Origin of the sequence: Streptomyces sp. NPDC052079 (assembly GCF_040680275.1) — a bacterium.
Taxonomy (GTDB): Bacteria; Actinomycetota; Actinomycetes; order Streptomycetales; family Streptomycetaceae; genus Streptomyces.
In genome coordinates this window covers 303,027-325,396 of record NZ_JBFAWL010000004.1, presented here as the reverse complement: position 1 = coordinate 325,396, position 22,370 = coordinate 303,027, and the positions used below count along the sequence as shown (strand labels likewise).

The window sequence follows — 22,370 nt, the reverse complement described above, 5'->3', positions numbered from 1 at the left end:
ACTGACATGCAGATCGGTCTTGTTGGTCTGGGCAAAATGGGCGGCAACATGCGCGAGCGGCTGCGCCGCGCAGGCCACACCGTCATCGGGTACGACACCAACCCCCTTGTGTCCGACGTACCGCACCTGCCCGACCTGGTCGACCAGCTCGAACAGCCGCGCTCGGTCTGGGTGATGGTCCCGGCGGGCGGCCCCACCCAGGAGGTCATCGACCGGCTGGCGAGCCTCCTCAGGCACGACGACATCGTGGTGGACGGCGGCAACTCCCGCTGGACCGACGACGAGAAGCACGCCACAGAGCTGGCCGCCCGGGGCATCGGCTTCGTCGACGCCGGTGTCTCCGGCGGCGTATGGGGCCTGGAGCACGGCTACGCCCTCATGGTCGGCGGCGACAAGGACCACGTGGAGCGGCTCGAGCCGATCTTCGAGGCCCTCAAACCGGACGGCCCGTACGGCTACGTCCACGCGGGCAAGGTCGGCGCCGGGCACTTCGCGAAGATGGTCCACAACGGCATCGAGTACGCGATGATGCAGGCGTACGCCGAGGGCTGGGAGCTCCTGGAGAAGGTCCCCTCGGTGGACAACGTCCGGGAGGTGTTCCGCTCCTGGCAGGCGGGCACCGTCATCCGTTCCTGGCTGCTCGACCTGGCGGTCGACGCCCTCGACGAGGACGAGCACCTGAAGCGGCTGCGCGGCTACGCCGAGGACTCGGGCGAGGGCCGCTGGACGGTGGAGGCGGCCGTTGCCAACGCCGTGCCGCTGCCCGCGATCACCGCGTCCCTGTTCGCGCGGTTCACCTCCCGCCAGGAGGACTCGCCGCAAATGAAGATGGTCGCCGCCCTGCGCAAACAGTTCGGCGGGCACACCGTCGAGTCGGTGACGGAAGCCTGACGTAGTGGGCGATCTGCTACTGGCACGGCACGGTGAGACGGAGTGGAGCCGCGACGGACGCCACACCGGCCGCACCGACCTGCCACTGACCCCGCGGGGCGAGGACCAGGCCAGATCCCTCGCCCCGCTCCTCACGAACCTGACCTTCGCCCTGGTCCTCACCAGCCCCCTCCTCCGCGCCCGCCGCACCGCCGAACTGGCGGGCCTGACGGCCGCCGAACCGGAGCCCGCCCTCCGGGAGTGGGACTACGGCGCCTACGAGGGCATCACCACAGCAGAAATCCGCCGCACCCGCCCCGACTGGAACCTATGGACGGACGGGGTACCCCCCGGCCGGGAATTCCCCGGCGAATCACCGGCCGAGGTCGGCGAACGCGCGGACCGCGTCCTGTCCCGGGTCGCGGGAGCCCTGACCAAGGGAAACGTAATGCTGGTAGCCCACGGCCACCTACTACGCGTCCTAACAGCCCGCCGCCTAGGCCTCCCCCCATCCACCGGCCGCCTCTTCCGCCTGGAAACAGGCACGCTCTCCCGCCTCTCCCTGGAACACAACACCCCAGTCATCGCAGAGTGGAACACCCGCCCCTGAATCAGGGGCACAGGGAACCGCACGCCCTCAGGGGCGCGGGGAACTGCGCAAAGGGGGTCCGGGCCTTCAGGGGCGCGGGGAACTGCGCGCCCTTGGGGGCGCGGGGAACTGCGCAAAGGGGGTCCGGGGGCGAAGCCCCCGTGGACGGGACGGGAAGGGGCGGCGGGGGCGAAGAAACCCTGAGGCCGCGAGCGGACGGCCCGCTCCCATCGCACCCCACCCACCCCCACCCCGTCAGGAATGAAGAAGCGCAGATGGCCACCACCCGCCTAGCCTAGCCTTGGCGCGAGCACCGACCGGGGGACGCCACTCGGGCGAAGACGTAGGCGAACGGTGACCACCCCACGGCCGTACGGGGCCGCCCGCGCCCGACCACGGAGACGGATGGAGACCGATGAGCAACCCCACGAGCACGGACCGGCACCCCGCCGACACCCACGACCTGATCCGCGTACACGGCGCCCGCGAAAACAACCTCAAGGACATCAGCGTAGAACTCCCCAAGCGCCGTCTCACGGTATTCACCGGCGTCTCCGGCTCCGGCAAGAGCTCACTCGTCTTCGACACAATCGCCGCAGAGTCCCAGCGCATGATCAACGAGACCTACAGCGCCTTCCTCCAGGGCTTCATGCCCACCCTCGCCCGCCCCGAAGTCGACGTACTAGACGGCCTGACCACCGCAATCACGGTCGACCAGCAGCGCATGGGCTCCGACCCCCGCTCAACCGTCGGCACCGCCACCGACGCCAACGCAATGCTCCGCATCCTCTTCAGCCGCCTCGGCAAGCCCTACTTCGGCCCACCCGGCGCCTTCTCCTTCAACGTCGCCTCCGTCTCGGCCAGCGGCGGCTTCACCGTCGACCGCGGTGCCGACAAGACCAAAACCGAAAAGGTCTCCTTCAACCGCACCGGAGGCATGTGCACGCACTGCGAGGGCCGAGGCACGGTCTCCGACATCGACCTGTCCCAGCTCTACGACGACTCCAAGTCGCTCTCGCAGGACCCCTTCACCATCCCCACCTACACCGGGGGCGGCTGGGTCGTACGGGTCATCGCCGAGTCGGGCTTCTTCGACCCGGACAAGCCGATCCGCGAGTACACGAAGAAGGAGCGGCACGACTTCCTCTACCGCGAACCGACCAAGGTGAAGATCAACGGCATCAACCTCACCTACGAGGGCCTGATCCCCAAACTCCAGAAGTCGATGCTGAACAAGGACCGGGAGGCGATGCAGCCGCACATCCGGGCCTTCGTGGACCGGGCGGTCACCTTCGCCACCTGCCCGGAGTGCGACGGCACCCGGCTCACCGCGGGGGCGCGCTCGTCAAAAATCAAGAACATCAGCATCGCCGACGCCTGCGCGATGGAGATCAGGGACCTGGCCGCATGGGTGCGAGACCTCGACGAGCCATCCGTAAAGCCGCTGCTCACCGCACTGCAGCACACCCTCGACTCCTTCGTGGAGATCGGTCTCGGCTACCTCTCCCTGGACCGCGCCTCGGGCACGCTCTCAGGCGGCGAGGCACAGCGCGTGAAGATGATCCGCCACCTCGGCTCCTCCCTCACCGATGTCACCTACGTCTTCGACGAGCCCACCGTCGGCCTCCACCCGCACGACATCCAGCGGATGAACAACCTGCTGCTGCGTCTGCGGGACAAGGGCAACACGGTGCTGGTCGTCGAGCACAAGCCGGAGGCGATCGCGATCGCCGACCACGTCGTCGACCTGGGCCCCGGCGCGGGCACGGAGGGCGGCACCGTCTGCTTCGAGGGCACCGTCGAGGGGCTGCGGGCCAGCGACACGGTCACCGGCCGCCACCTGGACGACCGGGCCTCCGTCAAGGAGACGGTCCGCAAGCCGGCCGGCACGCTGGCGATCCGCGACGCGACGGCGAACAACCTCCAGGACGTCGACGTCGACATCCCCCTCGGGGTGCTCACCGTCGTCACCGGGGTCGCGGGCTCCGGCAAGAGCTCCCTGGTGCACGGCTCGGTCCCCGCCGACCAGGGCGTGGTCGCGATCGACCAGACCCCCATCCGCGGCTCCCGGCGCAGCAACCCGGCCACCTACACCGGACTGCTCGACCCGATCCGCAAGGCCTTCGCCAAGGCCAACGGCGTAAAGCCGGCGCTGTTCAGCGCCAACTCCGAGGGCGCCTGCCCCACCTGCAACGGCGCCGGCGTGATCTACACCGACCTGGGCATGATGGCCGGGGTCTCCACCACCTGCGAGGACTGCGGCGGCAAGCGGTTCGACGCGTCCGTGCTGGAGTACCGCTTCGGGGGCCGCGACATCAGCGAGGTGCTGGCGATGTCGGTGGCGGAGGCGGAGGAGTTCTTCCGCGAGGGCGAAGCGCGGATCCCGGCCGCCCACCGGATCGTCGAGCGGATGGCGGACGTGGGACTCGGCTACCTCACCCTGGGCCAGCCGCTCACCACCCTGTCCGGTGGTGAGCGCCAGCGGCTCAAGCTGGCCACGCACATGGGTGACAAGGGCGGGGTGTACGTCCTCGACGAGCCGACCACCGGCCTCCACCTCGCCGACGTCGAGCAGCTCCTCGGCCTGCTGGACCGGCTGGTCGACTCCGGCAAGTCGGTCATCGTCATCGAGCATCACCAGGCGGTCATGGCGCACGCCGACTGGATCATCGACCTCGGTCCCGGTGCCGGCCACGACGGCGGCCGCGTGGTCTTCGAGGGCACCCCCGCCGAGCTGGTCGCCGCCCGCTCCACCCTCACCGGCGAGCACCTCGCACAGTACGTCGGCGCCTGACCCGCCGCCCGCACGGACGCCGGGGCGGAGGCTACGCCCCGGCGCGCCGCGGGATGCCGTACGCCACCAAGACCGCTACGCCCCGGCCCCGCGCGGGATGCCGTACGCCCGCTCCACCCTCAGCCGCAGCACCAGCCGCCGGTCGCGGACCATCGCCGCCCGGTAGTCGCCCCAGTCCCCGTGCTCGCCGTTGATGTCGCGGTACAGCCGGATGAGTTCCTCCACCGTCTCGTCGTACGGGTCCCCGGCGACGGGCGACAGCTCGGCGGTGCCCTCGGCGACCGTGTACGCCCACCGGTCCGGGGTGGTGACGTGGTAGGACGCCCGGGGATCCCGCCGCAGGTTGCGGGTCTTGGCCCGGTCGTCGGTCACCGAGACGCGGATGACGCGCTCATCGGGGTAGTAAGCGTGCATGACGTTCGACAGCTGCGGCCGTCCGTCGCGTTTCAGCGTGACGAGCACTCCGCCGTTCCCCTCGGAGAGCAGGGCGAGCAGTGCGTTCTGTTCGGCGTCCTGAGTCATGACTCGATCAACGGTCCGCACCGGGCCGGCGTTCCCCGAAGGAGTCCGATGGGAGTACTGCGGCAGGAGATCCGACCCGAGGAGGCCGGGCTGGACGCGGGGGCGCTCGACCGTCTGGACCGGCATTGCGCCCGCCTGGTCGACGCCGGGAAGCTGCCCGGTTTCCTGGTGTCCCTCGCCCGGGGCGGACGCGTCGCGCACCTCACGGCGTACGGGGCGCGGGACGCGGCCGGGCTGCCCGTGGAGAACGACACGCTGTGGCGGATCTACTCCATGACCAAGCCGGTGACCACGGTGGGCGCGCTGATGCTGGTCGAGGAGGGCCTGCTGTCGCTGGACGACCCGGTCGGCCGCCACCTTCCCGCCTTCGCCGCACCCCGCGTGTACGACGGCGGCTCCGGTGACTCGGTGCGCACCCGTCCGGCCGCCGGCCCCCTCCTCGTACGGCATCTGATGACGCACACCGCCGGGCTGACGTTCGCCTTCTACCACGCCCATCCCGTCGACGCGTTGTACCGCGGGGCCGGGCTGGAGTCGTCGGTGGCGCCCGGGGCGGACCTCGCCGGGACCACCGATGTGTACGCGAGCCTGCCCCTGCAGTTCGATCCCGGGACGCAGTGGAACTACTCGGTCGCCTCGAACGTGCTGGGCCGGATCATCGAGGTCGTGTCGGGCCGTCCGCTCGACGAGTATCTCGCCGAGCGCGTCTTCCGGCCGCTCGGCATGACGGACGCCGGTTTCGAGGTCACCGACGAGCAGGCGGGGCGCCTCGCCGAGATGTACGGCGAATCGGACACCGGCGGCATCCACCCCATCCCCGGTCTCCCCCTGCGGGGCCGCCCCCGTTTCCTGTCCGGCAGCGGCGGCATGGTGGCCTCCGCGCACGACTGGCACCGTTTCATGGAACTGCTGCGCCGGCGCGGCGAGCTGGACGGTACGCGTCTGCTCGACCCGGCGACGGTCGACCTGATGACCCGCAACCACCTCCCGGGCGGCGCCGACCTGCGGGCCTCCGGCAGCCGCCCCGCACACGACGAACCGGGCAACGAGGGTGTCGGCTTCGGCCTCGGTGTCAGCGTCGTCATCGACCCGTGCCGTACCCAGTCCCCGTCGGCTCCCGGCGCCTACGGCTGGAGCGGGGTGGCCACCACCACCTTCTGGGTCGACCCGGGCCGCGACCTGACCGTGCAGTTCCACACGCAGGTGCGGCCCAGGTCCTCCCACACCGTCTTCCGGGACCTCAAGCGGCTGGTGCACGAGGCGGTGACGCACTGACGGGGGTGGGCCGCCGTCAGGAGAGGTGCGCCACGGCGTCCAGGTGGGGCAGATGATGGTCGAGGCGCTCCCGCTTGGTGCGCAGATAGGTGATGTTGCTCTCGCACGGCGGAATGAGCAGCGGCACCTGCTCGGCGACCTGGACGCCGTGCCGGAGCAGTGCCTCGCGCTTGCGCGGGTTGTTGGACATCAGCCGCACCGACCGCACGCCCAGGTCCTTGAGCATGCCGGCGGCGACCGCGTAGTCACGCGCGTCCACCGGCAGGCCGAGGGCGAGGTTGGCCTCGACGGTGTCCAGGCCGTCCGCCTGCAGGGCCATCGCCCGCAGCTTGGCGAGCAGTCCGATGCCGCGGCCCTCGTGACCGCGCAAGTAGACGACCACGCCCGCCCCTTCGGCCACGACCGCGCGCAGCGCCGCCGCCAGCTGGTCCCCGCACTCGCAGTGCTGAGAACCGAAGGCGTCGCCGGTCAGGCACTCCGAGTGCAGCCGGGTGAGCACCCGGTCCGCGCCCAAGTCCCCATACACAAGGGCGACTTGTTCATCCCCCCGATCATGGTCCAGGTAGCCGACCGCCTGGAACTTTCCGTACACGGTGGGCAGCGGCGCATTCACGACGCGTTCCACACCGGTCCGCTGAGGCTTCTTGCCGAGTACGCCTACTTCTTCTGTCATCATTCTCGAGTTCCTAAGCAGAGACGAAAGGCCGTGACGATATGGGTGGTTCACAAAAGCGTTCGGCGGCATACGGCCCGGTGCACGGTCTGTTGCCGGCGGATACTACTGAGGATGTACGGACACGGGGAGCGTCCGTCTCACGGCAGATCGCGGTACTTCCGGTCGGGAGTTTCGAGCAGCACGGCCCGTTTCTTCCGCTGGCGACCGACACGCTGGTCGCCTGTGCGATCGCACGGGAGATCGCCGACGCCTACCCGGTGCACCTCGTTCCTCCGGTGACGATCTCCTGCTCGCACGAGCATGCGGCCTGGCCGGGGACCGTCTCCCTCTCCTCCGTGACCCTTCACGCGGTGATCCGGGACATCGCCGACTCGCTCCGCCGGTCGGGCGTGGACACCCTGGTGCTGGTCAACGGCCACGGCGGAAACTACGTACTGGGCAACGCCGTTCAGGAAGCCTCCGCCCGCGGTGAGCGGATGGCCCTGTTCCCGGCCCCGGAGGACTGGGAGACGGCACGCGAGCGGGCCGGTGTCGCAACCTCTCTCCTCACCGACATGCACGCGGGCGAAATCGAGACCTCCATCCTTCTGCACACCCATCCCGATGTACTCCGACCCGGCTACGAAACCTCCGATCACATCGCCGACGACCGACGCCATCTCCTGACCCTGGGCATGTCCGCCTACACGGATTCCGGCGTCATCGGCCGCCCTTCCCTGGCGTCGGCGGAAAAAGGCAAGGAACTCCTGTCCAGCCTGACGGATTCCTTCGGCGCATATCTCTCGCTACTGACCCCCGAAGCCTGACCCTGAGCCCCAACTCGGGTCCCAACTTCCACCCCGTCCAGTGCAACATCCAGCCCGCCCGGCGTTTGAGGACGAGGCCGAAGGCCGACAGGGGGTCCGGGGGCAACGCCCCCGGGGACGATGGGGGTCCCGCCGCTCGAGCGAAGCCGAGAGTGGGGGAGGGAAGGGGCGGCGGGGGCGACAACCTCCGGGCCGGCACCACCCCGCATTCCCGCATACCACCGCACAACAAGCACGACCGCCCCCGGCAGACTGGCCACAAGACTGAGCACGCCGTACACGACGGCGACCGTCAACCCCCGCCCAGCCCCCAGCCCCGCCGCCCCGAACGCCCAAGCAGTAACCCCCTCCCGAGGCCCCCAGCCCCCCACGTTCAACGGCAACCCCATCGCCAGCAACGCCAGCACAGCCAACGGCACTAGCTCCCCCACAGACGCCCCAACCCCCACGACATCCGCGGCGAGAACGAACATCGCCACATACCCCGCCAGCACCACAACCGAAGAGACAAGCACCCCAGGCGCGTTACGCCGGGAAAACAACCCCTCACGCGCCTCCCCCAGCACCCCCCGCAAAACCCCCCGCTTCCCCCCAGAGCCCACCCCCGCCCGATTCATCCGCAGAGCCAGCCCCACCGCACAGACCCCCACCACCCCGAGCAAGACCACCGGCAACACCTGCCGCACCTCACCAAGCACCGGAGACGGCATACTCACCAACACCACACCCCCGGCAACGAACAGCGCGAGCTGTCCCGCCGTACGCTCCAACACCACCGCCCGCACCCCCCGCCCCATGTCCCCCGCGTCCTTCCCATGCCGCACGGCCCGGTGCACATCGCCCAGAACACCACCAGGCAACGCCGCGTTGAGAAACAGGGCCCGGTAGTAGTCGGCGACGGCGGCCCCCAGCCGCAACCGAATACCGATCCCCCGCGCCACCAGCGCCCACCGCCACGCGCTGAACGCGGTGGTCACCACCCCGATACCCAACGCCCCGACCACAGCGGCCACGTCAATGCGCCGCACCCCATCCACGAAGGCCCCGGTACCAAGCCGCCAGAACAGCACCGCGAGAATCGCGATACCGGCGACGGTACCGAGACGCGTCCGCACGGCACGGGTGTTGAGCCGCGCCCACACCGCCCGCGCCCCCACGACTTTCATACGGCCCCGCCCGCCGGCCGGCACAGGGCAAGCAGATCACTGTGATGCACGACGACCCGCAACTCCCCCGCCGCACAGGCCTCCAGCCGCTCGGCCAAATACCCTTCGGCCCGCCCCTTCAGCTCCGGCCGCTCCTCCACCGCCGCACCGACCCACCCCCGCAGCCACTGCTCCATGAGCGCCGCGTCCCCCGGCCCGAGACGCCAGGGGCTCGGATTCAGCCGTACGGTGGCGCCGTGCTCGGCGAACGCCTCGGCCGCGACCGTGACGGCGTCCGGTCCGAGCAGATCGCCCCGCCGCTGATGGGCGTTGAACGCCTCGGTGATCTCCTCATCCATGGGATGCGACGCGGTCAGCTCAACACGCCCGGCCACCGACAGGGTCAGCAGGGCCGGACAGCCGGCCCCCGCGCACGCGGCGGCGAGGGCGCCGATCTCCTCGCGGGTGAGAACGTCGAGCAGGGCGGACGCGGTCACCAGGGAGGCCCCGGACAGCGCGTCCGACGTGAGCAGGGCGACATCGCCACGCCGGGTCTCGACGGTGACATGGCTGCCGTCGGCGGCGGAGCGCGGGGAGGCGACGGCGGCGAAGTGCAGCAGGTAGGGGTCGCGGTCGTGCAGGACCCAGTGCTGGGCGCCGTCGAGGTGCGGGGCGAGCCAGCGGCCCATCGAGCCGGTGCCGCACCCAATGTCATGGATGACGAAACCATCCGCCCGCCCGGGGAGGTTGGCGAGCCGGATACGCAGCGGGTCCAGCAGGTCGTAGGAGCGGGCGGCGGCGTCGGCTGGTTCGCGCAGTTGCAGCCACTCGGGGGCATAGCGGGCCGGTTCCTCGTCGCCGGTCTCCCGCAGCCGCAGCGTGGCCCGCTCCCCCTGGCGGGGTACGGCGGGCCCGGCGCCGGGGATGACGGACGCCTGGGTCGGGATCGTACCGCCGTGCTGTGTGGTGGTCGCCGGGTTGGTCATGCGGCCCTCCGAGGTTCGGTCGGGAGCCGGCGCAGTACCGCCGCCAGGCTCTGTGCGGTGCTCGCCCAGCCGCCGAGCGCGGCCCGCCGGCTGCGGGCGGCGGCCTTCAGCCGGCGCCGTACGTCTGCCTCGCCGAACCAGCCGCGCAGTTCGGCGGCGATGGCGGCGGAGTTCTCCGGCGGCACGAGGATGCCGGGCACTCCGCCGTCGGGTGCGCGGCCGACCGCCTCCGGCACCCCGCCGACGTCGGTGGCCAGCACCGGGATGCCGCGCGCCAGTGCCTCGGTGACCGCCATGCCGTAGGTCTCCGCGTAGGAGGTGAGCACCATGAGGTCGGCGGAGGCGTAGCTGGCGTCGAGTGCGGCGCCGGTCTGCGGTCCGGCCAGCTCCAGCCGGTCGCCGAGGCCGTGCTCGCGGATGAGGTTGCGCAGGTGGGTGACGTACTCGGGGTCCTGGCCGAGTCCGCCGACGAGCGCGCAGCTCCAGGGCAGGTCGGCGACCGCGGCCAGTGCCTCCACGAGCCGGTGCTGCCCCTTGCGCGGGGTGACGGCGGCCACGCACAGCAGCCGTGAGACGCCGTCGGTGCCGGGCGCGAGGGGCGCGATGTCGGCGCCGGGGGCGGCGACATGGACCCGGTCGGGGGCCAGGCCGTGGTGGGAGACCAGGCGGCGTACGGCCCAGTCGCTGGTGGCGATGACGGCGGGGACGGCCCTGAGCACCGCGCGTTCGCGTGCGTCGAGTTCGGCGGCGACGTCGGCGTCGAGGCCGGTCTCGTCGCCAAGCGGGAGGTGGACGAGTACGGCCATGTTCAGCCGTCCCTCCTCCGCCTCCGGGACGACGATCTCGGGCACCGCGCAGGCGACCAGCCCGTCGAAGAGGACGACGGCGCCGTCCGGCAGTTCGCGCAGGGTGCGGGCGAGTTCCGCCCGGGCTCCGGCGTCCGGGCGGGGCCAGTCACCGGCCACGGTGTGCCGCTGCACCTGCCAGCCGAAGCCGGGCAGGTCGAGGCAGGCGCGGCGGTCGTAGGCGTTGCCGCCGCTCGGCGCGGACGGGTCGTCGACACCGCCCGGCATCACGAAGTGGACCGTACGCAGGGACATGGGGATGATCCCGCCGTTCCTCGGGAAGGACGCCTGCTGCGGAACATATCCCAGGCGGGCGGTTCCGGCCCGGTCGCCTGCGGTGTCGGCCGTGCCGGTGGTCGCGTGTGTCATGGCGACGGTCGTGTCGCTCACAGCGCACGCTCGTAACTCGCCCAGGCGATGTGCGACTCGTGCAGCGTGACGGCGATTTTCGCGATGCCCTTGGCGCCCTCGCCCAGCGCTCCCTTGTGGACGCGTTCGGCGAGCCGGTCGGCGATGACCTTGGCCAGGTACTCCGTTGAGGTGTTGACCCCCGCGAAGTCGGGCTCGTTGTCGAGATTGCGGTAGTTCAGCTGGCCGACGACGGCCCCGAGTTCCTGTGTGGCCAGGCCGATGTCGACGACGATGTTGTCCTCGTCCAGCTGTTCGCGCCGGAACGTGGCGTCCACGAGGAAGGTGGCCCCGTGAAGGCGCTGGGCCGGTCCGAAGACCTCGCCGCGGAAGCTGTGGGCGATCATGATGTGATCGCGGACGGTGATGCTGAACAACGGACGACCCTCCAGGTGCGGCGCGTCTGTGCCCCGGCCGATCTCCGGCGGGGATTGCCGTGTAGTACGGCTGACTCCCTTCCCCTGTTCAGCGCCGGTTACGTCTTTTCTCAGGTCAGGCGTGTTTCTTTCGGTCCTGGCCGGTGTAGCGCACGCGGTGGCACAGTGCGGGGATCTCTCCGGAGGCGAGGCGGGGCATGACGTCGGGCAGCTCCTCGAAAGGGGATTCGCCGGTGATCAGGGCGTCCAGGGCCGGGTCGGCGAGCAGGTCGAGGGCGAGGGCGAGCCGGTCGCCGTAACTGCGGTCGGCGCGGGCCGGGGAGACGGTGCCGACCTGGCTGCCGCGGATGGTCAGGCGCCGGGAGTGGAAGGCCTCGCCCAGCGGGAGGCTCACCTTCCGGTCGCCGTACCAGCTGAGTTCGACGACGGTGCCCTCGGGGCGGAGCAGTTCGAGTGCCCTGTTCAGTCCCTGTTCGGTGGCGCTGGCGTGGACGACCAGGTCGCAGTCGCAGAGGGCGTCCGCGGGCAGTGCGAACCCGACGCCGAGGGCGTCGGCGGTCTTCGCCCGTGCGGGGTCCGCGTCGACGAGCTGGACGCGTACGCCCGGGAAGCGGGCCAGCAGCGCGGCCACCGAGCAGCCGACCATCCCGCCGCCGACCACGGCGATGCGGTCGCCGACCAGCGGGGCCGCGTCCCACAGGGCGTTGACCGCGGTCTCCACGGTGCCGGCGAGCACGGCCCGTCCGGCGGGCACACCGTCGGGCACGGGGGTGACGGCGCTCGCCGGGACGACGTACCGCGTCTGATGCGGATAGAGGCAGAAGACGGTGCGCCCGGTGAGCGCCTCGGGGCCCTCCTCCACCACTCCCACATTGAGGTAGCCGTACTTCACCGGTCCCGGGAAGTCGCCCTCCTGGAACGGCGCCCGCATCGCCGTGTGCTGGCTCTCGGGCACACCGCCCCGGAACACGAGCGTCTCGGTGCCGCGGCTCACGCCGGAGTAGAGCGAGCGGACGAGCACCTCCTCCGCGCCGGGTGCGGGCAGGGTGACCTCACGGATCGCCCCCCGGCCAGGTGAGTCGAGCCAGAAGGCGCGTGCGGTGCGGTTCATCGAAGTCCTCCTGAACGATCGGGATCCTGCACGCGTACCGAGTGGTGCACAGGCCGCGCACAAGGTAGCGGCCTTGATCGACTCTGTCACACGGCCGGAGGATGTTCGGTGGCCCTGAACAACAGTTACGACGCGAGGCTCGTACAGCAGGAGACCGCCGTGGGCGCGGGCGTACAGATCCTGCTGCTGGCCCTGATCGGTACGGCGATCGGCATGGGCCCTGCGGGCTGGCTGACCGGCCTCGCGTTCGCGATCGCCACCTGGGCGGTGCTCTCCCGGGCCCTGCACCGGTCCCGGCTGCGGTCGTTCGGCCCGGCGAACCGGGTCACCCTCGGCCGGGCCACCCTCGTCGGCGGGGTCACCGCGCTGGTCGCTGACTCGTTCCAGGACTCACCGCCCGTCTCCCTCTTCGTGGGTCTGACCGCCGTGGCCCTGATCCTCGACGGCGTCGACGGCAAGGTGGCCCGCAGGACCGGCACCGCGACTCCGCTCGGCGCCCGCTTCGACATGGAGGTGGACGCATTCCTGATCCTGGTCCTCAGTGTGTACGTATCGATGGCGATGGGCCCCTGGGTCCTACTGATCGGCGGTATGCGCTACGTCTTCGTCGCGGCGGCCCGCGTCTGGCCCTGGCTCACCGCCCCGCTGCCCCCGAGCACGGCACGCAAGACGGTGGCCGCGCTCCAGGGTGTGCTGCTGCTGGTGGCAGGCGCGGCCCTGCTCCCGCACGCGGTCAACGTCGCGGTGGCGGCACTGGCACTGGGCCTCCTGATCTGGTCCTTCGCCCGCGATGTGCTGTGGCTGTGGCGCACGTCGAGGGTGACGACGGAGGCGCCGTCCGCACGCGAGGTGCGACGCGAACTGGTCGCGAGCTGACGGCCGGCACGGCGCGCTGTCGTGGGCGAGGTGAGCGGCCAGCCAGCCGAGTTGAGCCACCCTGCACCCGCACGACACGGTTGCCGTCACGGGGTGCGAGGCAACCGTCGCCTCCCCCGGCCACCGCTCGTGGCGAAGGGCGGACCAGGCCACACCGCCCGTGACCGCGCGGCACCCGGTCGTAGTGGGTCCGCGCGGGGAGAGGACGGGCGGCTACACCGCCCCGGTCACGGTCTCCGGGGCAACAGCCGCAGCAGCGGGGAGAACCGCAGGACCGGCCCGGCGCCTCGCGCGGACGTGTGATCCCCGGCCCGCCCGCGCGCAGTCAACCGACAAGACCCCACCACCTCCGCTCGCCGCTCACTCGATGCCCGCCGCGTCGAGCAGCCGGACCAAGTCCTTGCGCCGGTAGCCGAGTACGCGGGCCCGGTGGATCGCCGTCAGCATCAGGTGAGCGGCGATCACCGCCCCATGGCCGTCCCGGTCGGCCCCGTACCACTCGTCCGGCTTCTCCACGCCCAGGCTGTTCATCACCAGCCCGTGCTCACGGCGGACCTCCGCGACCGTACCGGCGACCGCGTCCAGGAGCGTCCTCCCCGGCCGCTCGCACTTCAGGGCGAAACAGCCCCAGTCGACCGGCACGCACCCCTCCGGCGGACGCGCCCGGAGCCCCGCGTACCGCTCGTCCGCGAACCCGGTGTGCTCGAACTCCTCGTGCACCAGCGCGAACCGGTGGAACCCGGGCGGCACCGGAGGCGGTGGCGGCGTGTACGCCCACCCCGCGTCCTCGTACAACTGTCGCTTCACCTCCTCCTCTTCGGCGTGCGTCACGGTGAAGCCGGTGGCCTCGTTCCGCCCGGTCGTCGTGCCGTCGGGGTTGCGGTGAAAATGCAGGCTCATGATGCGCTCCGGTCGTCCGTGCCGTGAGGGGACCAGGAGATGTCCCCGTCACCGGATCGAACGGATCGCCCGCTTCGCACGTGCCCGCATCGCACAGCACCACCCGATCGTGTGACATCGCCCGCCGACGACGCCACCACCGGCCACGACATCACCGCCCCGACGGACCGCTGTTGCGCCGGGGGCGATTGTCGGGGGTGGGAGTTATCCTCACAAGGCGCTTGTGACACATGTGTCTTGCGACCACGGGGGGTGTCCATGCAAGGCCGTGACCAGAGTTTCCTTCAGGACTGCCCGGGCGGTCACCCGGGCATGTCGACCGAGGCGGGGACCGACGTCCAGCGACAACTGGAGTCCCTGATCCAGGCCTAGGAGAAGGTCACCGCCTTCCAGGCCCTGCGAGCGGAGTTCGGCGACCCGGACCTCGACCGGCCGGTGCCGTACGGGGGTCCGTCCGCCCGCCCGTGAGCGCTGCCGGGCGCCGACCGCACGCCATCGGACGGACACCCACGCCTTAACGGGCTCCGTCGGCTTCGCCGACGGTGCGCCGGCTGTCGGCCTCGACGGCCGGCCACCTTATACCACCCACCGCCATCACCGCCGCCGCCCGTACGCTCACGCAGCGTACGGGCTTTCCCCTTCTGCGCGGACGGACGGAGCCGACCGGCGTGGTGGCGCGGCGCACGCGATGTGGGAACCGCGTGACGGGACCGGGAGCCACGTGTGAATCCTCCACGGTTTCAGGTGGCGTTCACCACAGCATCGGAGCAAAGCTCCGCAGCCGGCGGGCGCGGTACGACCCGTTGAATACCCGGGATGGCGGCGGTACACGTCATTCCGGCACACGGGTAAGGCGTGCAGCACTCCGACCGCGGTGACGAACCACCCCGCTCCGCCTACCCTATGATCCTTTAACAGTTGACTTCATCGCGCTTGCAACCACTCCCCGGCGGTTCTCGACGACCGCGAACACGTCCGGCGGCGCGGGTCTCGCGGTGGTGACACGTAGGAAGAAAGGTGAACCGCATGGCCCTCGGACTGCTCCGGCGTCGGCGCTCCCGCGGCGCCCCCGGCGCCGCACCGGACCTCTCACTGCCCCTGCCGGCCGGCGCCGGCGCGTACAGCTGCGAGGTCGTCGATCCCATGGGACAGCCCCTGGGCGGCTCCGAGGTCACGGTGACCGCCCTGGACACTCACCGGGTCGCCGCCCACGGCAAGACCGATCCGTACGGCCTGTTCATGGCGGTGCTCCCGCCCGGCTCCTACAGCGTGATGGTCGCGGCGGAGGGCCTCACTCCGGCCCGCACCAACGTCGACATAGCCGCCGGCGCCGTCCTCCCGCCGGCGCGCGTCGCACTGCTGCCCGCACGCCAGCTGGAGCTGCCGCCGGCCGGCACCTGGCTGTTCGACCCGCCGCACACCGCGATCCGCTTCATCGCCAAGCACGTGGGCATGGCCCACGTCCACGGACGCTTCACCCGCTTCACCGGCGGCATCCGCGTCATGCCGGACATGGGCGACTCCCAGGTCTCGGTGCGCATCGACGCCGCCAGCATCACCACGGGCAACAGGACCCGTGACAACCACCTGCGTTCCGCCGACTTCCTCGACGTCGAGCGCTACCCGTACATCGACTTCACCAGCACCCGGTTCGTCTACCGGGGCGGCTCCAGGTGGACGCTGAACGGCACGCTGACCATGCACGGCACCAGCCGCTCCATGGGCCTCGACACGACGTACCTCGGCACGGTGAACGGCGGTTACGAACAGGAGCTGCGCTGCGCGGCACTGGCGAAGGCGGAGCTGCACCGCGAGGACTTCACCCTCAACTGGCGCTCGATGCTGGCCCGCGGCATCGCGGTCGTCGGCCCGACCGTGCAACTGGAGCTGGACGTCCAGGCGATGTACCGCACCCCCGAAACCCCCACGCCCCCGGAGTAGGCCGGCGCGGGCCGTCGCCGACCGTCGGGCGGCGGCCTCTCACCGGGAGGTGCCCGCGCGGCCCCCGGCTCACGCGTAGGGGTCGGGAATCACCTCGGTCGCCGACTCCAGGACCTTCTCCAACCGCAGGACCGCCCTGCGGACGGCTCCCGACTCCGCGACCAGCACATCGGGGACGCGGGACTCGTAGAAGCGGAGGTACCCGACGGTGCCCACGGTCCGCCGCCCTTCTTCACCGAGGTGCTGGCCGGTCTGGGCTGGAAAGCCGGTCTCTCCACGGCCAAGGTCGCCGATATCTGGGCCCGCGAGCAGCGGACGGCGTACACGAGCGTGTGGCGGTACTGGTCGCCGTGGACCGCCACTCGGGATCACACGGTGTGATGCTGTCCTCGCTCCTGATCTCCGCCGATCACACACCCGTCCCCTACTTCGCCGACATTCTGCGCGGCCTCGGCCGCCCGCATGACTTGCGGCCTATCGAGCTTGGCCGGCTGCGGAAGGTGGAACAGGCACGCGCTTTCGCCGCCTACCAGGAGGGAGCCGAGAGCTGATCCTCTCTCGGCCTGTTGCGCACCGGGCGTCGATGCGTGCCAGGGCCCGCGCCGGCAATCTCCCACAATATGCGTCCGTACGGTCACGCTGCGTACGGGGCTCTCCTCTGGAACACGCCCCCGCGCGCCCGCCACGGTGGCCCCATGAGACAACACGGCGCTGCACGGCCGCGTCCAGGGCCGCGACTTTCCGTCTCGCCCTGACCCACGACCCCGCCGCCGGCGCCCTGTGCATCGCGGTCACCGACGCCCGCGGGGACCGGTTCCCCTCCCCGTGACGGACTTCGTCACGCCGCCGGACGACGAGTCGGGCCGGGGCCTGCGTCACCGCCTGGCCGACAGCTGGAGTACGGAGCCGTGTCTGCCGGGCGGCAAGACCTACACGCTCGATGGGGTGAGGCGGCTGCCGCTCGAGTCTCCTATCAGGGATGAGACCGGTATGGTCGATGGTATGGCAACGAAGAAGTACACCGTCACGCTTCCCGAAGAACTTGCCGAGGCCATTCGGGCCGAGGTGGGCCCTGGCGGGTTCAGCCGCTACGTCACTCACGCCATAGAGCGTCAGCGGGAGCAGGACCGTCTCGGAGAGGCGGTCGCCTGGTGGGAGGAGGAGTACGGCGAGGCCACCGAGGCCGAGCTGGCGGAGGCGGAGGCGGAGCGCCGGGAGATCGAGCGCAGGCATGCCGAGCTGGCCCGCGCGCAGCGGGTGGCCGCCGGTGGGCCGGTCGAGGGCACACCGGAAGGGCAGCGGGGGGCGGCAGCGTGACGGGGGACCCGGTCTACCTTCTGGACTGCGAAGGTCTGTCCCGCTGGGTGAGGGGCGAGCGCCGGACGGGCGTCCGGATCAAGGACGCCCACCGGCTCGGTATCCGCGTCATGACCACTTCGATGACGTTGATCGAGGCGTACGACGTACGGACCTATCTCCCAGCATGGCACTGGGCCCTCTCCCGGATCCACGTCGAGCCGGTGAGCGAGGACATCGCCGAGGACGCGATCCGTCTGCTCAAGGAAGCCGGCCTCCACGGCCACAAGTACGCCATCGACGCGGCCCTGGCCGCCGTCGCCCTGCGACAGCCGGGTCCGGTCACCGTCTTCACCTCCGACGAGGACGGCCTGCGCAAGCTGTGCGGGGACCGTGTGGTCGTCATGGGTCTGTGACGGGCCTGTCCGCCGCTTCCACCTCCGAGGGAGACCGCGGACCGGCAGCCCCGTCCTTGCGTCGCCGTGCTCGGCGTGACCGCCGGTGCGCTGCTGTTCGGCCGGGAGGTGACGCCGGCGTCCGTGGACGTCCTGCAGCACGAGTCGGCGAGGTCTGCTGGTGAAGGTGGAGGACTGGCCGGTCCGTTACACCGCGGTGCGGGCGGACTGAGGAGACCGTGCGGCGTGCCCGGCCTCGGGGCTCACCCGTCAGTGGACGGGGTGCCAGTGCTCCAGCGCATCGTCCAGCGAAGGCGCCTCGGGGTCGTCCCAGACCAGACAGCCCCACACCAGCCCAGGAACATCCGAACCCATGGCATCGGCCGGCCCTTCGGTGAGCGTGCGGTGCACGGCATCGAGGTAGGCGGCGATCGACGGGAAATCCGGCTTGTCACAAGCCAGGTTGTCCGGCACCGACCAGCGGCCGACACCGTCCGCCCCCACGTAGTGCCCGGACTCCGGCCCCGCTTCGTCGCCCGTGAGCCACGGCACCACAGCGGCACCGCCCCACGCATCCCCGCGGCCGGTCTCAGGCAGCCGCGCCCTGAGCGCGTCCGCCGGGCCGAGCAGGATCCCCCCGGGCAGGAACGCCCCCGAGCCGACCTCGCCCGCTTCCTCGTTGGCCTCGATGTACTGGTGCTCCACACCGCCGCACAGCCGCCACAGAGCACCCAGCTCAGCGGGAAGACCGAACCCGAGGTACTGCCTCAGTTGCGCATCGGCGGCCTCAATGGTGTGCTCCGGGGCCGGCGGCAGCAGGGAGGCGTACGAAACCGGCGCATGCGCTTCCAGCCAGTCCGTGACGCGACGCCAGACCAACTCCAGATCCCGTTGGTCACTCATCCCGCCCACCTACTGGGCCCCCCGTTTCAGCCGACCCTCAGAAGCCGCGGATCCGACGGCCCGCCTCCGTCGCCGGGTACAGGATCGCCTCCGCGACCCGGCCGCCGGAGTCCTTGACGCCGCCGCTGAAGTTGAGGCGGCCGGAGGTTCCCGTCTTGGCGGCGACGCCGTCCCAGTACCTCGCCTCGCGCTCCCAGCGGATGTCGCCCAGGAGGCGGATCAGGTCGTCGGTGCGGAAGGCGGACGCCGTGTCGGTCCACGGCATGGTGTGGTGGGCGGCGATGCCGATGCCGGCGAGGACGGCGGGCGCGGTGATGGCGCTGCGTGAGGTGAAGTGGTGGACGTGGCGGGCGATGAGCTGCGCCAGGATGGGGACGACGGTGGCTTCCACGCGCTCGGGGCGGTAACGGGAGGGCAGTTCGTCCTCGTGGACGGAGTCGGCGGAACGCTGGAGGCCACCCCGTCCGTAGAGCGTGGTGACGACGAGGGCGCGCAGCGCGGAGAGGGTGACGACCTCGCGGTCGCTCGCGGACACCTGCCGCTTGCTGACGTTGACCAGCCGGGCGAAGGGTACGCGCTGCCCGTCCAGGTCGACGGTCACCGCGTCGGCGACCAGGTGGGCGAGGCGGGTGCCGTAGTCGCGCTGGTCCATGGACATGGCGAGGTTCTTGGCGACGGCGACGCCCTGCACGTTGCGGTCGTAGAAGATCTGCCGCGCGTCGGCGGGCGCGAGGTCGATGTACAGCTCGAACGGCAGGCGCACCTGGGCGAGTTGAGGGTAGGTCAGGCCGTACGCCTCGGGGTCGTCGTAGAGGTCGTGCCAGGCGGTGGTCTGGGTCTCGCCGTCGATGGCGATGACCATCGTGCCGGGCGCGACGGTGAGGGTGCGCAGGCCGCTGCCGGGGACGAGTTCGTCGCTGAGCGCGGCGAGCGGTCCGGCGTGCCACAGGGTGACGGGCGGCGTGGACCATGCCGCGCCGAGTTCGCCCTTGAGTCCGGCGGCGATGTACTCGGCGTACGGGCCGACGTTCTTGCCCTTCTGGGACGACTTCAGCGTGCGCTGCACGGTGGCCCGCAGTTCGGCGTGCCGCCGTACCAGGCCGGACGCCGCCTTCAGTCTGCGCGGGTCCTCCTCGGCGCGGGGCGAGGGCACGAGCTGGACGAGCGTGGGCACGGACATCGTTCCGACGACGGCGTCGGGGCGGAACGGCATCACCGTGAGCTGGGTGCCTTCGACGACGGCCGTCGGCATGGTCAGAAGCATGGGACTCCCCCCGGAGAACGTGCGGCTTCCATGCGGAAGCGACACCAGAGAAGCATGACGCTGAAAGCGTCGTCAATCTCGTTGACAGATTTGACGAACGCTGTAGGTTGTTGACCGTTCGCTCCAGAGAGGCTCAGGACTCCCGAGATGCCCCAGTCATCCGCGTCATCCGCACAGGTGACCGCCGCCGAGATCTCCCGCATCGCGGGCGTCACGCGCGCCACGGTCAGCAACTGGCGCCGTCGGCACGAGGACTTCCCGGCGCCGTCCGGCGGCACGGACAGCAGCCCGCTGTACGACCTGGAGTCCGTGCGCGCATGGCTCGCCTCACGCGGTCACGCCTCGGCGGCGAGCCCCTCGGAGGAACTGCGGACGACGCTGCGCCTGCGCACGCAGAGCGGTGGCAGCGGTACGTCGGAGGGGCTGCTGCTCCTCGTCCTCGCGGCGGCGGGGCATTCGGTGGAGGAACTGACGGCCGCCACAGAGCTGTCGGACACGGATCTTGTCACGCGCGCGCAGCGTGACGTGGTGACGGCCGGCGAGTCCGTGCCGGCCGCCGACCCGGTGCGTTTCGGGACGGGTGACGCGCCCGTACTGCGCGCGCTGTACGCGTGCGTACGGGACGAGGGCGGCGAGGCCGCGTTGGGCGTGCTCGCGGAACGCGAGCTGGAGGACAGCGCCGCGTCCGGCGCGTATCTGACGCCCGCACCGCTGGCCGAACTGCTCGCCCGCCTGATCCCGGGCTCCCCGGCCCGTGTCCTGGACCCCGCCTGTGGTGGCGGCACCCTGCTGGCGGCCGCCGCCCGGCGCGGAGCACGGGAGCTGTACGGCCAGGACCACCTCCCCGTGCAGGCCCGGCGCAGTGCCGTGAGCCTGATGCTCACCGCACCGGAGACCACGGTCACCGTGCGCGCCGCCGACAGTCTCCGGGCGGACGCGTTTCCGGAGCTGGTCGCGGACGCGGTGCTGTGCAATCCGCCGTACGGCGTCCGGGACTGGGGGCACGACGAGCTGGCCTACGACCCGCGCTGGGCATACGGCGTACCGGCCCGCGCGGAGTCCGAGCTGGCGTGGGTGCAGCATGCCCTCGCGCATCTCGCGCCCGGTGGCTACGCGGCGCTTCTGCTGCCGCCGGCCACGGCCGGGCGTGCGTCGGGACGGCGGGTGCGGAAGGAGCTGGTGCGCAGTGGGGCGCTGCGGGCGGTGATCGCGCTGCCGGTGGGTGCCGCGGTGCCGTTGCACGTCGGGCTTCAGGTGTGGGTGCTGCAACGGCCCGAGCCCGGTGGTCCGGAGCGCACGTCGGTCTTGTTCGTGGACACAGTGGACACGGCGGGCGGTACGGCGGCGAGCCGTACCCGGGGCGTGAGCCGCTCCGCCTCCCTGGACTGGCCGGGCGTGACGGCCCGGGCGCTCGGTGCGTGGCGGGCGTTCACGGAGGACCCGGACGCGTTCGAGGGCGAACCGGGTGTCGCGCGCGCGGTCGGTGTGGTGGACCTGCTGGACGACGTGGTGGATCTGACCCCGGCCCGGCTCGTACGGGCGTCACGGTCCGAGGTCGATCCGGCGGAACTGTCGGCGGAGGTCGACGCCACCCGCCGGGACCTGGCCGGGGCGGCGAAGGCGCTGGCGCGGGCGGCCGGTCGCGAGGAGTGGAGCGCGGCGGGGGCGCGGCCACGGGAGTGGCGGACGGCCACGGCGTCCGACCTCGCGCGCGGTGGGGCGCTCACACTGCTGCGTACGGTGCCGGAGGGTGCGCGGGGGCGCGCTGAGGACGCGGGCGGGGAGCAGGCCGCGGCCCGTGCGGTGCTCACCGGGTCGGACATCTCGCGGGGTTCGGGTCCCTCGGGAGACCCGGCGGAGCTGCGCAGCGACACGGCGCCCGTGGTCGCCGTGGGGGACGTTCTCGTACGTGCGGTGGTGAGCGGGGACGGGCCGATGGCGCGGGTGGCGGGCGAGGAGGACGCCGGGGCGCTGCTCGGCCCTCACGTCCACCTGTTCCGTCCGGATCCCAAGCGCCTGGACGCCTGGTTCCTCGCCGGTTTCCTGGGCGCCGACGAGAATATCGCGGGCGCGTCCACGGGCAGCACGGTGCTGAGCGTCAGCCCGGGCCGGCTGCGGGTGCCGCTGCTGCCGCTGGAGGAGCAGCGGCGGTACGGCGAGGCGTTCCGGCATGTGCACGCGCTCCGGGCGGAGGCGCGGCGGGCGACGCGGCTGGCGGAGGAGACGGCACGGCTGCTGGCCGGCGGGCTGACCGGGGGTCAGCTGCTCCCGGCCCGGCACGCGACGCCATAGAGACGCCATAGAGACGCCATAGAGACGCCATAGCGAATCCTCCACCACTTCCTCACCCATAGAGGTTGATATCTCCATTCCGCAACCCCTGTTCCTGAC

Annotated in this window: 21 protein-coding genes and 1 pseudogene; 11 read left to right on the top strand and 11 right to left on the bottom strand. The window is 71.3% G+C overall.

Annotated features, from left to right (window positions below; translation table 11 throughout):
* Positions 1-6: 6 nt before the first annotated feature.
* The 3 genes from gnd (at position 7) to AB0L56_RS10725 (ending at position 4,253) form a co-directional block, all read left to right on the top strand.
* Positions 7-891, top strand: a complete 885-nt coding sequence (gene gnd / locus AB0L56_RS10735) for a phosphogluconate dehydrogenase (NAD(+)-dependent, decarboxylating) (RefSeq protein ID WP_361029580.1) — start codon at positions 7-9, stop codon at positions 889-891.
* A gap of 4 nt (positions 892-895) precedes the next feature.
* The gene (locus tag AB0L56_RS10730; RefSeq protein ID WP_365421341.1) at positions 896-1,480 is read left to right on the top strand and encodes a histidine phosphatase family protein; all 585 of its coding nucleotides are present in this window, start codon (positions 896-898) and stop codon (positions 1,478-1,480) included.
* Between the two features lie 394 nt (positions 1,481-1,874).
* Positions 1,875-4,253, top strand: a complete 2,379-nt coding sequence (locus tag AB0L56_RS10725) for an excinuclease ABC subunit UvrA (protein ID WP_365421338.1) — start codon at positions 1,875-1,877, stop codon at positions 4,251-4,253.
* Positions 4,254-4,328: 75 nt separating this feature from the next.
* Here the strand turns inward: AB0L56_RS10725 and AB0L56_RS10720 are convergent, their stop codons facing one another.
* Positions 4,329-4,775 (bottom strand): PPOX class F420-dependent oxidoreductase, encoded by a 447-nt coding sequence (locus tag AB0L56_RS10720; RefSeq protein WP_361029570.1) that lies wholly within the window; start codon positions 4,773-4,775, stop codon positions 4,329-4,331.
* A 48-nt stretch (positions 4,776-4,823) separates the two neighbouring features.
* On the opposite strand from AB0L56_RS10720, the gene AB0L56_RS10715 reads away from it, so the two are divergent.
* Entirely contained in the window at positions 4,824-6,050 is a 1,227-nt protein-coding gene (locus AB0L56_RS10715; RefSeq protein ID WP_365421335.1) for a serine hydrolase domain-containing protein, read from the top strand.
* A 16-nt stretch (positions 6,051-6,066) separates the two neighbouring features.
* Here the strand turns inward: AB0L56_RS10715 and ribA are convergent, their stop codons facing one another.
* On the bottom strand, positions 6,067-6,723 hold the full coding sequence (gene ribA, locus AB0L56_RS10710; RefSeq protein ID WP_365421433.1) for a GTP cyclohydrolase II: 657 nt from the start codon (positions 6,721-6,723) through the stop codon (positions 6,067-6,069).
* A 41-nt stretch (positions 6,724-6,764) separates the two neighbouring features.
* Between ribA and AB0L56_RS10705 the strand changes: the two genes are divergently transcribed.
* Positions 6,765-7,532, top strand: a complete 768-nt coding sequence (locus AB0L56_RS10705) for a creatininase family protein (RefSeq protein ID WP_365421332.1) — start codon at positions 6,765-6,767, stop codon at positions 7,530-7,532.
* 254 nt (positions 7,533-7,786) lie between these two features.
* On the opposite strand, the pseudogene AB0L56_RS10700 reads toward AB0L56_RS10705, so the two are convergent.
* The 5 genes and pseudogenes from AB0L56_RS10700 to AB0L56_RS10680 all read right to left on the bottom strand — a co-directional run.
* Positions 7,787-8,698 (bottom strand): annotated as a pseudogene (locus AB0L56_RS10700) (lysylphosphatidylglycerol synthase transmembrane domain-containing protein); the annotation flags it as partial.
* Positions 8,695-9,663 carry a class I SAM-dependent methyltransferase gene (locus tag AB0L56_RS10695; protein ID WP_365421329.1) on the bottom strand — a complete coding sequence of 323 codons (969 nt, stop codon included), beginning with the start codon at positions 9,661-9,663 and terminating at the stop codon, positions 8,695-8,697. The gene AB0L56_RS10695 and the pseudogene AB0L56_RS10700, both read right to left, overlap by 4 nt.
* Positions 9,660-10,877: a glycosyltransferase family 4 protein gene (locus tag AB0L56_RS10690; RefSeq protein ID WP_365421430.1), complete on the bottom strand. Its 1,218-nt coding sequence runs from the start codon at positions 10,875-10,877 to the stop codon at positions 9,660-9,662. The genes AB0L56_RS10695 and AB0L56_RS10690 overlap by 4 nt, the downstream gene beginning before the upstream one ends.
* Positions 10,878-10,894: 17 nt before the next feature.
* Positions 10,895-11,293: a 6-carboxytetrahydropterin synthase gene (locus AB0L56_RS10685; RefSeq protein WP_365421326.1), complete on the bottom strand. Its 399-nt coding sequence runs from the start codon at positions 11,291-11,293 to the stop codon at positions 10,895-10,897.
* 115 nt (positions 11,294-11,408) lie between these two features.
* Positions 11,409-12,404 (bottom strand): zinc-binding alcohol dehydrogenase, encoded by a 996-nt coding sequence (locus tag AB0L56_RS10680; RefSeq protein WP_365421323.1) that lies wholly within the window; start codon positions 12,402-12,404, stop codon positions 11,409-11,411.
* 108 nt (positions 12,405-12,512) lie between these two features.
* On the opposite strand from AB0L56_RS10680, the gene AB0L56_RS10675 reads away from it, so the two are divergent.
* A complete protein-coding gene (locus AB0L56_RS10675) occupies positions 12,513-13,280 on the top strand; it encodes a CDP-alcohol phosphatidyltransferase family protein (protein ID WP_361029552.1) in 768 nt (255 codons plus the stop codon).
* Between the two features lie 360 nt (positions 13,281-13,640).
* Here AB0L56_RS10675 and AB0L56_RS10670 read toward each other — a convergent pair whose 3' ends face one another.
* Positions 13,641-14,180 (bottom strand): hypothetical protein, encoded by a 540-nt coding sequence (locus AB0L56_RS10670; RefSeq protein WP_365421320.1) that lies wholly within the window; start codon positions 14,178-14,180, stop codon positions 13,641-13,643.
* Between the two features lie 1,026 nt (positions 14,181-15,206).
* On the opposite strand from AB0L56_RS10670, the gene AB0L56_RS10665 reads away from it, so the two are divergent.
* A complete protein-coding gene (locus AB0L56_RS10665) occupies positions 15,207-16,121 on the top strand; it encodes a YceI family protein (protein ID WP_365421318.1) in 915 nt (304 codons plus the stop codon).
* Between the two features lie 69 nt (positions 16,122-16,190).
* Here the strand turns inward: AB0L56_RS10665 and AB0L56_RS10660 are convergent, their stop codons facing one another.
* Positions 16,191-16,337 carry a hypothetical protein gene (locus AB0L56_RS10660; protein ID WP_365421315.1) on the bottom strand — a complete coding sequence of 49 codons (147 nt, stop codon included), beginning with the start codon at positions 16,335-16,337 and terminating at the stop codon, positions 16,191-16,193.
* 164 nt (positions 16,338-16,501) lie between these two features.
* On the opposite strand from AB0L56_RS10660, the gene AB0L56_RS10655 reads away from it, so the two are divergent.
* From AB0L56_RS10655 to AB0L56_RS10645, 3 genes are all read left to right on the top strand, one after another.
* On the top strand, positions 16,502-16,672 hold the full coding sequence (locus AB0L56_RS10655) for a hypothetical protein (RefSeq protein WP_365421312.1): 171 nt from the start codon (positions 16,502-16,504) through the stop codon (positions 16,670-16,672).
* A 451-nt stretch (positions 16,673-17,123) separates the two neighbouring features.
* Positions 17,124-17,438, top strand: a complete 315-nt coding sequence (locus tag AB0L56_RS10650; RefSeq protein WP_361029790.1) for a hypothetical protein — start codon at positions 17,124-17,126, stop codon at positions 17,436-17,438.
* The gene (locus tag AB0L56_RS10645) at positions 17,435-17,833 is read left to right on the top strand and encodes a PIN domain-containing protein (protein WP_365421309.1); all 399 of its coding nucleotides are present in this window, start codon (positions 17,435-17,437) and stop codon (positions 17,831-17,833) included. Before AB0L56_RS10650 ends, AB0L56_RS10645 begins: the two co-directional genes overlap by 4 nt.
* Before the next feature lie 249 nt (positions 17,834-18,082).
* On the opposite strand, the gene AB0L56_RS10640 is transcribed toward AB0L56_RS10645, so the two are convergent.
* Together AB0L56_RS10640 and AB0L56_RS10635 are read right to left on the bottom strand one after the other, a co-directional pair.
* Entirely contained in the window at positions 18,083-18,715 is a 633-nt protein-coding gene (locus AB0L56_RS10640) for a hypothetical protein (protein WP_365421306.1), read from the bottom strand.
* A gap of 37 nt (positions 18,716-18,752) precedes the next feature.
* Positions 18,753-19,979 carry a DNA sulfur modification protein DndB gene (locus tag AB0L56_RS10635; RefSeq protein WP_365421303.1) on the bottom strand — a complete coding sequence of 409 codons (1,227 nt, stop codon included), beginning with the start codon at positions 19,977-19,979 and terminating at the stop codon, positions 18,753-18,755.
* 147 nt (positions 19,980-20,126) lie between these two features.
* Here AB0L56_RS10635 and AB0L56_RS10630 point away from each other — a divergent pair, with 147 nt between their 5' ends.
* A complete protein-coding gene (locus tag AB0L56_RS10630) occupies positions 20,127-22,271 on the top strand; it encodes an N-6 DNA methylase (RefSeq protein WP_365421300.1) in 2,145 nt (714 codons plus the stop codon).
* The last annotated feature ends 99 nt before the right edge of the window (positions 22,272-22,370 follow it).

Excerpts from the sequence above, each read along its gene's own strand:
- AB0L56_RS10720 (WP_361029570.1), bottom strand. The coding sequence starts at position 4,775 with ATGACTCAGGACGCCGAACAGAACGCACTGCTCGCCCTGCTCTCCGAG.
- gnd (WP_361029580.1), top strand. The coding sequence starts at position 7 with ATGCAGATCGGTCTTGTTGGTCTGGGCAAAATGGGCGGCAACATGCGC.
- AB0L56_RS10655 (WP_365421312.1), top strand. The coding sequence starts at position 16,502 with ATGCTGTCCTCGCTCCTGATCTCCGCCGATCACACACCCGTCCCCTAC.
- AB0L56_RS10670 (WP_365421320.1), bottom strand. The coding sequence starts at position 14,180 with ATGAGCCTGCATTTTCACCGCAACCCCGACGGCACGACGACCGGGCGG.
- AB0L56_RS10630 (WP_365421300.1), top strand. The coding sequence starts at position 20,127 with ATGCCCCAGTCATCCGCGTCATCCGCACAGGTGACCGCCGCCGAGATC.
- AB0L56_RS10695 (WP_365421329.1), bottom strand. The coding sequence starts at position 9,663 with ATGACCAACCCGGCGACCACCACACAGCACGGCGGTACGATCCCGACC.
- AB0L56_RS10665 (WP_365421318.1), top strand. The coding sequence starts at position 15,207 with ATGGCCCTCGGACTGCTCCGGCGTCGGCGCTCCCGCGGCGCCCCCGGC.
- AB0L56_RS10705 (WP_365421332.1), top strand. The coding sequence starts at position 6,765 with ATGGGTGGTTCACAAAAGCGTTCGGCGGCATACGGCCCGGTGCACGGT.
- AB0L56_RS10680 (WP_365421323.1), bottom strand. The coding sequence starts at position 12,404 with ATGAACCGCACCGCACGCGCCTTCTGGCTCGACTCACCTGGCCGGGGG.
- AB0L56_RS10640 (WP_365421306.1), bottom strand. The coding sequence starts at position 18,715 with ATGAGTGACCAACGGGATCTGGAGTTGGTCTGGCGTCGCGTCACGGAC.
- AB0L56_RS10715 (WP_365421335.1), top strand. The coding sequence starts at position 4,824 with ATGGGAGTACTGCGGCAGGAGATCCGACCCGAGGAGGCCGGGCTGGAC.
- AB0L56_RS10650 (WP_361029790.1), top strand. The coding sequence starts at position 17,124 with ATGGCAACGAAGAAGTACACCGTCACGCTTCCCGAAGAACTTGCCGAG.
- AB0L56_RS10690 (WP_365421430.1), bottom strand. The coding sequence starts at position 10,877 with ATGACACACGCGACCACCGGCACGGCCGACACCGCAGGCGACCGGGCC.
- AB0L56_RS10725 (WP_365421338.1), top strand. The coding sequence starts at position 1,875 with ATGAGCAACCCCACGAGCACGGACCGGCACCCCGCCGACACCCACGAC.
- ribA (WP_365421433.1), bottom strand. The coding sequence starts at position 6,723 with ATGACAGAAGAAGTAGGCGTACTCGGCAAGAAGCCTCAGCGGACCGGT.
- AB0L56_RS10635 (WP_365421303.1), bottom strand. The coding sequence starts at position 19,979 with ATGCTTCTGACCATGCCGACGGCCGTCGTCGAAGGCACCCAGCTCACG.